The organism is Rhodoferax bucti, assembly GCF_005876985.1.
Lineage (GTDB): Bacteria > Pseudomonadota > Gammaproteobacteria > Burkholderiales > Burkholderiaceae_C > Allorhodoferax > Allorhodoferax bucti.
The window spans coordinates 681,051-693,262 of sequence record NZ_VAHD01000002.1 but is presented as its reverse complement, the minus strand read 5'-3'; the positions used below and the strand labels follow the sequence as shown (position 1 = coordinate 693,262).

Genomic DNA, 12,212 nt, shown 5'->3' with positions numbered 1-12,212 from the left:
CCAATCTCCTTTAATTATTCTGTAATTTAACCACAGCGGTACAAAGTACAGAACGGGAAAAAGAGAGGATTTACCCTGCCAGTCGCCAGGCCCCTTGGTCGCGCACGGCATCCAGTTGGGCCGCTGACACCTCGTCCGGCGCGAGCTCCGCCAGCGGCAAAAGCACAAACGCACGTGCATGCATGCGGGGGTGCGGCACGGTAAGCACGGGGCTGTTTATCCGCGCGCTGCCGAAGAGCAGCACGTCCAGGTCCAGGGTGCGGGGGGCATTGCGGTAGGGCCGCTCACGCCCCCCCTGCAACTCCTGTTGCAGCAAGGCCGCCAACAGGGCCGGTGCAGTCAGACTGGTGCGAATCTCGGCCACCGCATTCACATAGTCCGGGCCACTGGAATCCACCGGTGTACTGCCGTAGAAGCTGGAGGCGCGCACCAAGCGTGTGGCAGGCAAGTAGGCCAGCTGCTCCAAGGCATTGCGCAACGCCGCCACCGGATCGCCCAGGTTGGCCCCCAGACCAATGAACGCCCGGACCGGGTCACGCAAGATCATGGCTTACTCGCCTGCGGGGGCCGAACCACCCTCGCCAGCACCACGTGCGGCACCACCACGGCGGCGACGGCGGCGCTTGCGGGGCGCGTCGTTGGAGCCTTCTGGGGCAGATTCGGCGAAGTCATCGCCAGATGCGTCACGGGGAGCAGCATCCTGCGCTTGCCCTGCGGGCGGAATCTGTCGTGGATCACGCGCCGGTTTGGGGCCACGCGGGCCTTTGGGCGCCTGTTTGCGCTGTTGCTGCTGTTCGGTGCGCACCTGGTCCACCATGTCCTGGCGCACTTCGTCGCTGGCCATGCTGAATTCTTGCCACCAGTCAGCCAGCACCTCGTCAATCTCGCCGGCATCGGCACGCAGGCGCATGAAGTCGAAGGACGCGCGGAAGCGCGGCTGCTCCACCATGCCAAAGGGCGTGCTGCCAACCCGCTTCTCAAAACGGGGTTGCATGAGCCAGATTTCGCGCATGTCGCCAGCCAACTTGCCACGGCCGGACACATCGCCGATGCGGGCGTTGAATACGTCTTCAATCGCGTCTTGCAGCGCCGGGTGGCTGTGCTGGCCGCTTTGGAGGCGCTGGGCCCAGCCATCGCGCACATCCGCCCACAACACGCAGGCCAGCAGGAAGCTGGGCGCCACCGGCTTGCCCTCGCCGACGCGGCGGTCGGTATCTTTCAGGGCCGCAGCGACAAACGGTTGGTCTGCTCGCTCCACCACCACGTCCAGCAGCGGGTAGATGCCACGGGCCATGCCCAAGGCCTTGAGCTGCTCCACCGAGGCCAGCGCGTGGCCGGTTTGCAGCAGCTTGAGCATTTCGTCAAACAAACGGCTTTGCGGCACGTCGTTCAACAGTTTTTGGCTCGTGACCAGGGGGCCGGCGGTTTTGGCTTCCAACTTGAAGCCCAGCGGGCTCAGCTTGGCCGCAAAGCGGATGGCCCGGATGATGCGTACCGGGTCTTCCCGGTAGCGGGTGGCAGCGTCGCCAATCATGCGCAGGGTGTGACTCTTGGAGTCTTTCAAGCCATTGTGATAGTCGACCACGATTTGCGTCTCGGGGTCGTAGTACATGGCGTTGATGGTGAAGTCGCGGCGGACCGCGTCTTCTTCCTGCGGGCCCCACACGTTGTCACGCAGCACCCGGCCGGTGCTGTCTACCGCGTGCTTCATGCCGGCCAGCTCGCTCTTGCTGGTGCGCTCATTGCCCGCTACTTGCTCGGCGGCAGCGTTGTCCAGATACGCGCGGAAGGTGGAGACTTCAATCACCTCATGCTCGCGCCCGCGGCCGTACACCACGTGCACGATGCGGAAGCGCCGCCCGATGATGAAAGCCCGGCGGAACAGGCCCTTGACCTGCTCGGGCGTGGCGTTGGTGGCCACATCAAAGTCCTTGGGGCGCAAGCCCACCAGCAGGTCGCGCACCGCGCCGCCCACCACATAGGCCTCAAACCCGGCTTGCTTCAGGGTACGCACCACGTTGATGGCGCGTTCATCCACCAGGTTGGGGTCGATACCGTGCACCGACACGGGAATCTCCACCCGTTTGCCGAACTGGGGCTTTTTGCTGGTGCCTGCGGGGCTTTTGCCCAGCAATTTGTCGATAAATTTTTTGATCAAGTTCTGGTTCCTAGCGGTCCTGCCCGGGGGTCAGGAGAAGAGCTCGAGTATGCGCCATCCACGCTGCTCGGCCAGTGCGCGCAAGCGCGGGTCGGGGTTGGTGGCCACGGCCACATCGGCTTTTTCCATCAAAGGCACATCGTTGATAGAGTCTGAATAGAAGGTGGTGTGCACCGTCTCCCAGCTCAGGCCCCGGTCTGCGAGCCATTGGTTCACCCGGGTGACCTTGCCTTCGCGGAAAGACGGCACGCCGGCGATTTCACCCGTGTACCAGCCGGTGCCGCCGGGGGCGTCGTCCGTTACCAAATCAACCGCAATCAGGTGCTCCACACCGAATGCCGTGGCAATCGGGCGGGTCACAAAGGCGTTGGTAGCGGTCACGATGATGACCGTATCGCCCGCAGCCTGGTGATCCTGCACCAGCTTCAGGGCCTGGGGTTGAATGGCTTTTTGGATGATAGCGCTCATGAAATCTGCGTGAGCAGCTATCGATTTAGTAGCGCCTTGGCGGATGACGGCTGCGGTGGCAAAACGGATGTACGCGTGGATGTCCAGCGTGCCGGCCTTGTAGTGCTCGTAAAACTCCTGGTTTTTTTGCTTGAAGAGTTCGGCATCGGTCCAGCCGCGTGCGGTGGTGAATTCGCCCCAGGCGTAGTCGGAGTCCAGCGGAATCAGGGTGTGGTCCAGATCGAACAGGGCGAGCTTGGTGACGGTCATGTGTTTTCCAGCATGGATTTGATAAGGGGGATGGTGATGGCGCGCTGGGTCTGCAAGGCGTAGCCATCCATCAGGTCGAGCAGCTCCATGAGGCTGCCCAGGTCGCGGCTGAAGCGGTTGAGCATAAAGTCCATCACCTCATCGCCCAGAAACACGCCCCGCGCATCGGCAGCCTGGCGCAGCACGCTGCGCCGCTCCGGCTCGCTCAGGAGCTGCAAGCCAAAAATATGGCCCCAGCCGAGGCGAGTACGCAAGTCGTCACGCAGCTTGAGCTCCACCGGAGCGAATTCTCCTGCCGCCAGCACCGGCTTTTGGTGGGTCTGGGCGTTCACAAACCAGTTGAATGCGGCGTGTTGCTGTTCGGCGGTGAACAGGTGCACATCGTCCAGCACCACGGCGGCCCAGGCTTCGTCGAACTCGGTGGGCTCGTCTGCGGCACCCAACCAGCCCACGCGGGCGCCTTGCTCGCGCAGGCCTTCGCGTGCGGCTTTGAGCAAATGGGTTTTGCCACTGCCTTCCGGCCCCCAGAAATAGGTAGGCACCGGGGAGCGGCTTTGGGCATGGCCTTTGTCACCAATCCACAGCGCCAGGTGCTTAAGGGCGGCTTCGTTGGGGCCGGCAAAAAAATTGGCCACCGTGGGGCCGGTGGACAAGCCGATGTCCAACGCGATCTGTTTCATACGCAAATATCAACCCAGGTACAAGCGGCTGGCCAGGTAACCCGCACGGATGCGACGTATTGCCACCAGCAGCACGGCACTGGCTGGCAGGGCCACCAGCACGCCGACAAAACCAAACAGCTGGCCGAATGCCAACAAGGCAAAAATGACCGCCAGCGGGTGCAGGCCGATACGCTCACCCACCAACCGGGGTGTGAGCAAAAAGCTCTCCAGCACCTGCCCCACGCCGTATACCACGGCCACCATCACCAAAGAATAAGCAATGCCTTGGGTGGCCGAGAACTCCAGCAGGCCCGCAAACAAGGCCAACACCAGCCCTACCCCAAAGCCCAGGTAAGGCACAAAAATCGCCAAGCCGGTAAAGATGCCAATGGGCAAAGCCAGGTCCAAGCCGAAAAGCGCCAAGCCCACGCTGTAGGCCACCGCCAAAATGAGCATCACCAGCAGCTGCCCGCGCAGGTACTGGCCCAGCACCTCATCCGCCTCGCGCAAAAAGCCGTCGGTGGGCGCCCGCAGGCGCGGCGGCACCAACTGGCGCAGCTGGCCCATGAAGCGGCTCCAGTCCATCAGCAGGTAAAACAAGGCCACCGGGATCAAAATCACGTTACCAATCAGGGCAAACGCCACGCTGCCCCCGAGCTTGACGGAGGCCAGCACCGAGCCCAAGGCGTCTTCCACATTGGCATTCAGGTACTTCATCACAAAGCCTTTGATGCTCACCACATCAAGATTGAGCTTGATGCCCCACTGGGCCAACAAAGGCTTGAGCGTGTCATTCAGGCTATCGAGCAACAAAGGAAATTGCTCGCGCATCAGCGGCAACTCTTTGGCCAGAATGGGCACGATCAGCAACAGCACGCACAACAGTGCGAGCAAAAACAGCACTTCGACCAGCACCACCGCCACGACGCGAGGAATGCGGCCCAGGCCCACATCGTCCAGCCAATCGACCACCGGCGTGAGTGCGTAGGCCAGCACCGCAGCCACCGCAAACGGTGCCAATACCGGTGCCAACAGCCAGAGCGCGAGCACGGTAAACGCCGCGATGGAGGCCCAGGCGGCGAATCTTTTTTGGGTGGGGGTGAATTGCATGGAGGAAAGAGAAGGGGCAAACCCTTAAAATCTGGGCAAATTCTATCGGGGTCTGCCTCCGCTCCACCCCAAAAGCTACTTCCCATGACCCAATCTTCTGCCTCCACTCCCCTTTCTTACAAAGACGCCGGCGTCGACATCGTTGCCGGTGATGCACTGGTTGAACGCATCAAACCCCTGGCCAAAAAGACCATGCGCGAAGGCGTGTTGGCCGGCATCGGCGGTTTTGGCGCCCTGTTTGAAGTGCCCAAGCGCTACAAGGAGCCGGTGCTGGTCTCCGGCACCGACGGCGTGGGCACCAAGCTCAAGCTGGCATTTGAGTGGAACATGCACGATACCGTGGGCATCGATCTGGTCGCCATGAGCGTGAACGACGTGCTGGTTCAGGGCGCTGAGCCCCTCTTCTTCCTGGACTACTTTGCCTGCGGCAAGCTAGACGTGGACACCGCGGCTGCCGTGGTGGGCGGCATTGCCAAGGGTTGCGAGCTCTCCGGCTGCGCCCTGATTGGCGGCGAAACCGCTGAAATGCCCGGCATGTACCCCGCCGGTGAATATGACCTGGCCGGCTTTGCCGTGGGCGCGGTCGAAAAATCCAAAATCCTGACCGGCGCCGACGTGAAGGCCGGCGACGTAGTGCTGGGCTTGGCCTCTGCCGGAGTGCACTCCAACGGTTTCAGCCTGGTGCGCAAGTGCATTGAGCGTGCCGAGGCTGCTGGCACCGTGCCCGCCACGCTGGACGGCAAGCCCTTCAAGCACGCCATCATGGAACCCACCCGCTTGTATGTGAAGAACGTGCTGGCGGCGCTGGCCGCCCACCCCATCAAAGCCCTGGCCCACATCACCGGTGGTGGCTTGCTGGAGAACATTCCCCGCGTGCTGCCCGAAGGCTTGGCCGCTCACCTGGTCAAGGGCAGCTGGCCCCAGACCGAGTTGTTTGCCTGGCTGCAGAAAACCGCCGGTATAGACGACATCGAGATGAACCGCACCTTCAACAACGGTATCGGCATGGTGGTGGTGGTGGATGCGGCCAACGCCGAAGCGACTGCAGCCACTCTGCGCGCCGCTGGCGAAACCGTGTACACCGTGGGCGTGATTGCTGCCCAAGGCGCAGGCGAGCAAGTCGTCGTCGCCTGAGCAACATTTACCGGGGCCACCGCGCGCGGCTCTTGGTAGGGTACATCAGTGCCTAGAGGCCGTGTTGGGTGCGTAGCGCCTTGACCTGGTCTACCACCTGCTCCACATCCACGACCTGATCTGCGTGCTCCAGATAGCGCTCCAAATCGGCGAGCGCTTCTACCGGATGGCCCAACTCGGCGTGGGCCAAACCGCGATCGCGGTATTCAGACCAAGACTCTGGTAACAGAATCACCAAGCGCTCCTGCACCGCCAGCAGCCGTGGCCAGTCCTGCTGGGATCGGTAGATTTCCTTGAGGTTGCGCAGCATGCGAGCCAGGATATCGCGCGAAGTGGCTGATTGCAGGTACAAACCCAGAGGCGCCTCAAACTCGTCCACCAGCCCACTGCGGCGGCGGTAGGGCTCCAGCAACTCGGACAACTCTTCACGGCTGAGTGACCGGCCAGACATCGGGTCGATGACGGCTTGCCCCATGGGCAAATTCACCTTGACCATGAAGTGCCCGGGAAAACTCACACCGTGCACGTCCAGATGCAGGCCCTGGGCCAGTTCCATCCAGAGCACCGCCAGGGAGATCGGGATTCCGCGACGGGTCCGCAACACCGCGGACAAAAAGCTGTTGTCCGGGTCGTAGTAATTGTTGACGTTGCCGGCAAAGCCTAGGTCGGTGAAGAAAAACTGGTTCAACACCCGCACACGCTGCAAGGCGGACGCATCATCGGCCAGCCGGCGCCGAACGCGGTCCAAGAGCTGGTCAACTTCATCGAGGCTCGCCTGCATGTCCAACTCGGGATATTCGTCCTGGCCCAAGCTGAGTGCGGCTTCAAACTGGGCGAAATCGTCATCGTCTTGCACCAGACTGGCGAAATACTCCAGCGGAGTGGGTAGGGACAGATCCAGCTTCATGCTTTGCCTCCCGGTTCAGCGCCGCAGGAATTGGCGCACATTCAAACCCGCCGCCCAAAGGGCCCCGAAATACACAACTGCCGCGCCTGCCATCAACAACGCCAACCAGCCGATGCGCAGCCAGGCTTGCGCCCGCAAAGCCACCCAATCCACCAGACCTGCGGCCCACAACAGGTACACCACCAGCACCGCCGCCGCAGCCACCACTTGAAGCAAGAAACGGCCCCAACCCGCCAGAGGCTGAAAACTGCCACGTCGAATCAAGCCCACCAGCAGCCAACCGGCATTGAGCATCGCCCCCAGGCTGATGGAGAGTGACAAACCCGCTTGCTTGAATACGGGCACCAAACCTAGGTTCATCAACTGGGTAGCAATCAGCACCACCACCGCAATCTTGACCGGGGTTTTGATGTCCTGGCTGGCGTAGTAGCCCGGCGCCAGCACCTTGATAGCCACAATGCCCAGCAAACCAGCACCCCAGCCCATCAAGGCCCAGGTGGTTTGCTGCACATCCAGCTCAGAAAACGCGCCGTAGTGGTAAAGCACAGCCACCAAGGGCTTCGAAAACGTCAGCAGCCCGATGGAGCACGGTACAGCCAGGAGCACCACGATCCGCAAGCCCCAATCCAGCAGCGCGGAATAGCCCGCCGCATCGTTTTTAGCGCGCGCGCCTGCGAGCTGCGGCATCAGCACCACCCCCAAAGCAACGCCCAGCATGGCCGTGGGAAATTCCATAAGCCGGTCGGCATAGGTGAGCCAACTCACGCTGCCCGTGGGCAAGTGCGACGCAATCTGGGTATTGATCAGCAACGAAATCTGCGCCACGCTCACGCCCAGCAATGCCGGAAGCATAAGCTTGCCGATGCGGCGGGTCTCTGGATCGGCCATGGCCTCCTGCAGCGCCTGGAGCGTGAGACCGAACCGGGGCAGCATGCCCAGTTGCCGTAGAGCCGGAATTTGCACCAGCAACTGCAGTAAGCCCCCGAGCATGACACCCACGGCCATTGCATAAATGGGCTGTATGCCCTGCTCCCGGAACCAAGGCACCAGCAACCAAGCCGCACCGATCATGCTGATGTTGAGCAAAACAGGGGTGGCGGCTGGAACCGCAAAGCGCTTCCAGGTATTGAGCACGCCCGACGACAACGCCACCATCGACATGAACCCGATATACGGAAACATGAACCGTGTCATGAACACGGCCGCGTCATAACCGGCTGGATCTTTCTGCAAGCCGCTGGCCATCGCCCAGACCAGTAGCGGCGATGCCACCACCCCGACGATACAGGTCAATACCAGCGCGCAGGCCAGCAATGTAGCCACCCGGTCTACCAGCAATTTGGTGGCATCGTCTCCATGGCGCGCCTTGCTGGCGGCCAACACCGGCACAAAAGCCTGGCTGAATGCGCCCTCAGCAAACAAACGCCGGAACAGGTTGGGGATGCGGAAGGCCACATTGAAGGCGTCCGTCATGGCGCTGGCACCAAAGGCGGCAGCCACCAGCAACTCGCGGGCCAGACCGGTAATGCGGGAGGCCAGTGTCCACAAAGACACGGTAGATACAGATTTAATAAGGCTCACGGGCGGAGTGTAGCCGGCCCCTGTGACCGCTTTCGGACGGCTGGCCGAGGCTGCGCAGACGGCTTTACAGGCCTCGGTATATAATCATCGGCTTTGCTGACAACATCCTCCAACACAAGGAATATTAATCATGGCATCTGGTAAACCCAAGAAAAAGAACCCGCGCCTGGCGTCGGGCCGTAAACGCGTCCGTCAGGACATCAAAATCAATGCAGCAAACACTTCTTTGCGTTCCAAGTACCGCACCGCGGTGAAGAACGTGGAAAAGGCAGTTGTGGCCGGTGACAAGACCAAAGCCGCAGAATTGTTTGCCAAGATGCAAGCCGTGGTGGACACCGTGGCTGACAAGGGCATCTTCCACAAGAACAAGGCAGCACGCGACAAGAGCCGTTTGGCTTCCAAGGTGAAAGCCTTGGCACTCGCAGCCTAATCACTTAGGCAATCGCACGGACCTTGGCAACAAGGTTCGCCGTTTGTTAGGGTGCGCTGTCAGCAAAAGCAAAAAAGCCGTTCATCTGAACGGCTTTTTTGTTTCTGTCGTCAGGACAAAAAATTATTCGGGAGCTGCCGGACGGGCGGCAGGCGCAGCGGGCACCTCAGGGCGGGTCTCACTAACCTGCAGCTCGTTGTCACGGGCGAAATTGAGGCAGAAATCCCAGGCCATGACGTCGTAGTCCCGCAGGTCGGGGTGCACGATGACGCATTTCACCTGTCCGATCGAGGTGGGCACGCACCAAGGCGAATAGCCGAGGTGGCTGCCACGGGTGGCGCCACCGGGGCGGAATTGGCTCATAACACCGGCCAGACGCTCTGCCCAGTCACTGGGGCGAAAGGTCTTGCCTTGCCGCGTGATTCCCAGGATGTAGAGTTCTTTTGGAGGAGTGGTGGCCATCAGTACGTGCGAAATTTCGGGGTGCACACTGCACCGTAAAAAGCCGGTGCTGCGCCGCACAAGAATTCTACCCGCTCCGCTGTCATGGAGATGACAAACCAGCTATGCGAGTGCGCATCAGTGTGATGTGGATTTGTCACGAAACCGCCATGCCCAGTGCGCCTAAAATCAGGCTTCAACGGCCCGACTGGCCTTTGCAGCAGTCGGGCCGATCTGTTTTGTAGCCAACCCCGGAGTTATGACATGACCGCCGCCACCCTTACCACGCCGTCTTCACCCCACGTGATGAACACCTACGGCCGACTGCCCATCGCCCTGAGCCATGGACAAGGCTGCCGCGTGTGGGACGTGAACGGCAAGGAATACCTGGACGCCTTGGGCGGCATCGCGGTCAACACCCTGGGCCACAACCACCCCCAACTGGTGCCAGCGCTGCAGGACCAGTTGACCAAGCTGATCCACACCTCCAACTACTACCACATCCCCCTGCAGGAAGAGCTGGCCAAGCTGTTGGTAGAGCGTTCCGGCATGAGCAATGTGTTCTTCTGCTCCACCGGCCTGGAAGCCAATGAAGCTGCGTTGAAGCTGGCCCGCAAGTTCGGCCACGACAAGGGCATAGCCCGCCCCGAAGTGGTTGTCTATGAAAAGGCTTTCCATGGTCGTTCCATCGCCACGCTCAGCGCCACCGGCAACCCCAAAGTGCAAGCCGGTTTCGGCCCGCTGGTGGAAGGCTTTATCCGCGTGCCGGTGAACAACATTGACGCACTCAAGGCAGCGACCGAAGGCAACCCGAATGTCGTGGCCGTGTTCTTTGAAGCCATCCAGGGCGAGGGCGGCGTGAACCCCATGCACGTGGACTACCTGCGCGACGTGCGTGCCTTGTGCGACCAGCGCGACTGGCTGTTGATGATTGACGAAGTGCAGTGCGGCATGGGCCGCACCGGCAAGTGGTTTGCCCACCAGTGGGCAGGCATCCAGCCCGACGTGATGCCCCTGGCCAAGGGCCTGGGCTCCGGCGTGCCGGTGGGCGCTGTGGTGGTGGGCCCCAAAGCCGCCACCATCTTCCAACCCGGCAACCACGGCTCCACCTTCGGCGGCAACCCGCTGTCCATGCGCGCCGGGGTCGAAACCATCCGCATCATGGAAGCGGAAGGTCTGCTGGCCAATGCCGAGAAGGTGGGCGCCCACCTGAAAGCCGGTCTGGAAGCCGCCTTGAAAGCCGAGATTGCCAATGGCGGGGTGAAAGAAGTCCGCGGCCAGGGCCTGATGATGGGCGTGGACCTGTCCAAGCCCTGCGGCGCCCTGGTGCAACGCGCAGCCGATGCAGGTTTGCTGATCAGCGTGACGGCTGACAGCGTGGTCCGCCTGGTGCCCCCACTGATTTTGAGCGTGGCCGAGGCCGACGAGATCGTCGCCATCCTCGCGCCCCTGATTGCTGCCTTTTTGAAAGAAACCGCATGAGCCTCTCCAGCAACGCCGTCCCCAGCACCCTGCCCCAAGGCGCGCCGCCAGTGCGGCACTACCTGCAGTTCGACGACTTCAGCGCCGACGAATACGCTTACCTGCTGGAGCGCGCAGCCTTCATCAAGCGCAAGTTCAAGACCTTTGAGCGCCACCACCCGCTGGCCGACCGCACGCTGGCCATGATCTTCGAGAAGGCATCCACCCGCACCCGCGTGAGCTTCGAGGCCGGCATGTACCAGCTGGGCGGCAGCGTGGTGCACCTCACCACCGGAGACAGCCAGCTCGGCCGCTCCGAGCCGATTGAGGACAGCGCCAAGGTCATCAGCCGCATGACCGACATCGTGATGATCCGTACCTACGAGCAAACCAAGCTACAAGCCTTTGCGGCCAACTCGCGGGTGCCCGTCATTAACGGCCTGACCAACGAATTCCACCCCTGCCAGATCTTGGCGGACATCTTCACCTACATCGAGCACCGCGGCCCCATCCAGGGCAAAACCGTGACCTGGGTGGGCGACGGCAACAACATGGCCAACACCTGGCTGCAGGCCGCCGCCAAGCTGGGCTTCCACTTGCGTGTGTCCACCCCCAGCGGCTATGAAGTCAATGAGAAATTGGCCGCCAGCGCCGGTGGAATGGGCGCGGGCAGCTATAAAACCTATAGCGATCCGATGGAAGCCTGCCAAGGTGCCGACCTGATCACCACCGATGTGTGGACCAGCATGGGCTACGAGGCCGAAAACGAAGTCCGCCGCAAAGCCTTTGCCGCCTGGTGCGTGGACCGCAAGATGATGGCGGTGGCCGCGCCCAACGCCCTCTTCATGCACTGCCTGCCCGCCCACCGGGGCGAAGAGGTGGAAGCCGAAGTCATCGATGGCCCGCAAAGCGTGGTCTGGGACGAGGCCGAAAACCGCATGCACGTGCAGAAGGCACTGATGGAGTACCTGCTGCTCGGCAAGCTCTGAGTTGCCTGCGCCTGATGCGCGCGGGGCTTAGCGCATCAGGTCTTCCATCGCATCCACCACCATGCTGGTGCCAATCGCGATGAGCAGAATGTCATTCGCCACCCGCACATATTTGTAGCCGGCCGGCGGCAGTCCGATTTTTACGCTGACTGCGCGCGGCACCGGGTAAAACACCACATCTCTCGGCAAGGGCTGGCCGCGTGACCACTTCTTGGCTTGCCCCGGTGGCTGGCAGCCATTGTTTTTCTTGGCCAAACCGGGCGGGCAGCGGCCCTTGGCTTGCTCTTGGCCGTAGTAGTCCGACGCCGCACGGCGCTGCTCGTCGCCAAAATAGCCGCCCACGCGAATCTCCACCGAGGTGCCCTGCTCTTGCCGGTGCTCTGAGCGCTGCTCGTCTTCGCCGTGTTTGCCATGCCCTTTGCCCGCCCACTCGGGCTTGCCCGCATTTGCGCTGACTGCAAGCGCCAGTCCTGCGGCCACCAGCGACGCTGAACGCCAAAAAACCTGAGCGGTGTGAAACGAAACCTGCATACCAACTCCTCGCCTCGCGGCAACCAAAACCCGATTGTGAACCTGTTGAAAATAACCGACACCACGCATTGAAACCAAGTGTTAACTTTGC

The 12,212-nt window shown here is 61.7% G+C and carries 13 protein-coding genes; 4 read left to right on the top strand and 9 right to left on the bottom strand.

The window, feature by feature from the left end:
* Nucleotides 1-70 precede the first annotated feature (70 nt).
* The 5 genes from folK to FDM28_RS09845 are packed head-to-tail and all read right to left on the bottom strand — an operon-like array spanning nucleotide 71 to nucleotide 4,647.
* Nucleotides 71-547, bottom strand: a complete 477-nt coding sequence (folK, locus tag FDM28_RS09865; RefSeq protein ID WP_138514973.1) for a 2-amino-4-hydroxy-6-hydroxymethyldihydropteridine diphosphokinase — start codon at nucleotides 545-547, stop codon at nucleotides 71-73.
* Nucleotides 548-550: 3 nt separating this feature from the next.
* Complete coding sequence (gene pcnB, locus FDM28_RS09860; RefSeq protein ID WP_138514972.1) at nucleotides 551-2,158, bottom strand: polynucleotide adenylyltransferase PcnB; 1,608 nt, start codon at nucleotides 2,156-2,158, stop codon at nucleotides 551-553.
* Between the two features lie 30 nt (nucleotides 2,159-2,188).
* Nucleotides 2,189-2,875 carry a histidinol-phosphatase gene (locus tag FDM28_RS09855; RefSeq protein WP_138514971.1) on the bottom strand — a complete coding sequence of 229 codons (687 nt, stop codon included), beginning with the start codon at nucleotides 2,873-2,875 and terminating at the stop codon, nucleotides 2,189-2,191.
* Nucleotides 2,872-3,555 carry a DnaA regulatory inactivator Hda gene (gene hda, locus FDM28_RS09850; protein WP_138514970.1) on the bottom strand — a complete coding sequence of 228 codons (684 nt, stop codon included), beginning with the start codon at nucleotides 3,553-3,555 and terminating at the stop codon, nucleotides 2,872-2,874. Before hda ends, FDM28_RS09855 begins: the two co-directional genes overlap by 4 nt.
* A 9-nt stretch (nucleotides 3,556-3,564) precedes the next feature.
* Nucleotides 3,565-4,647 (bottom strand): AI-2E family transporter, encoded by a 1,083-nt coding sequence (locus FDM28_RS09845; RefSeq protein ID WP_138514969.1) that lies wholly within the window; start codon nucleotides 4,645-4,647, stop codon nucleotides 3,565-3,567.
* An 84-nt stretch (nucleotides 4,648-4,731) separates the two neighbouring features.
* Between FDM28_RS09845 and purM the strand changes: the two genes are divergently transcribed.
* A complete protein-coding gene (gene purM, locus FDM28_RS09840; RefSeq protein ID WP_138514968.1) occupies nucleotides 4,732-5,781 on the top strand; it encodes a phosphoribosylformylglycinamidine cyclo-ligase in 1,050 nt (349 codons plus the stop codon).
* Between the two features lie 52 nt (nucleotides 5,782-5,833).
* Here the strand turns inward: purM and FDM28_RS09835 are convergent, their stop codons facing one another.
* Together FDM28_RS09835 and murJ are read right to left on the bottom strand one after the other, a co-directional pair.
* Nucleotides 5,834-6,688: a SirB1 family protein gene (locus FDM28_RS09835; RefSeq protein WP_138514967.1), complete on the bottom strand. Its 855-nt coding sequence runs from the start codon at nucleotides 6,686-6,688 to the stop codon at nucleotides 5,834-5,836.
* A 15-nt stretch (nucleotides 6,689-6,703) separates the two neighbouring features.
* Nucleotides 6,704-8,269 carry a murein biosynthesis integral membrane protein MurJ gene (gene murJ / locus FDM28_RS09830; protein WP_138514966.1) on the bottom strand — a complete coding sequence of 522 codons (1,566 nt, stop codon included), beginning with the start codon at nucleotides 8,267-8,269 and terminating at the stop codon, nucleotides 6,704-6,706.
* Between the two features lie 130 nt (nucleotides 8,270-8,399).
* Here murJ and rpsT point away from each other — a divergent pair, with 130 nt between their 5' ends.
* Nucleotides 8,400-8,699, top strand: a complete 300-nt coding sequence (gene rpsT, locus FDM28_RS09825) for a 30S ribosomal protein S20 (RefSeq protein ID WP_087494412.1) — start codon at nucleotides 8,400-8,402, stop codon at nucleotides 8,697-8,699.
* Nucleotides 8,700-8,822: 123 nt separating this feature from the next.
* On the opposite strand, the gene FDM28_RS09820 is transcribed toward rpsT, so the two are convergent.
* A complete protein-coding gene (locus FDM28_RS09820; RefSeq protein ID WP_138514965.1) occupies nucleotides 8,823-9,161 on the bottom strand; it encodes a DUF3579 domain-containing protein in 339 nt (112 codons plus the stop codon).
* A gap of 243 nt (nucleotides 9,162-9,404) precedes the next feature.
* Here FDM28_RS09820 and FDM28_RS09815 point away from each other — a divergent pair, with 243 nt between their 5' ends.
* Both FDM28_RS09815 and argF read left to right on the top strand, forming a co-directional pair.
* A complete protein-coding gene (locus FDM28_RS09815; RefSeq protein ID WP_138514964.1) occupies nucleotides 9,405-10,622 on the top strand; it encodes an aspartate aminotransferase family protein in 1,218 nt (405 codons plus the stop codon).
* Complete coding sequence (argF, locus tag FDM28_RS09810; protein ID WP_138514963.1) at nucleotides 10,619-11,590, top strand: ornithine carbamoyltransferase; 972 nt, start codon at nucleotides 10,619-10,621, stop codon at nucleotides 11,588-11,590. Before FDM28_RS09815 ends, argF begins: the two co-directional genes overlap by 4 nt.
* A 27-nt stretch (nucleotides 11,591-11,617) precedes the next feature.
* Here argF and FDM28_RS09805 read toward each other — a convergent pair whose 3' ends face one another.
* Nucleotides 11,618-12,121 (bottom strand): hypothetical protein, encoded by a 504-nt coding sequence (locus tag FDM28_RS09805; RefSeq protein ID WP_138514962.1) that lies wholly within the window; start codon nucleotides 12,119-12,121, stop codon nucleotides 11,618-11,620.
* Nucleotides 12,122-12,212 lie beyond the last annotated feature (91 nt).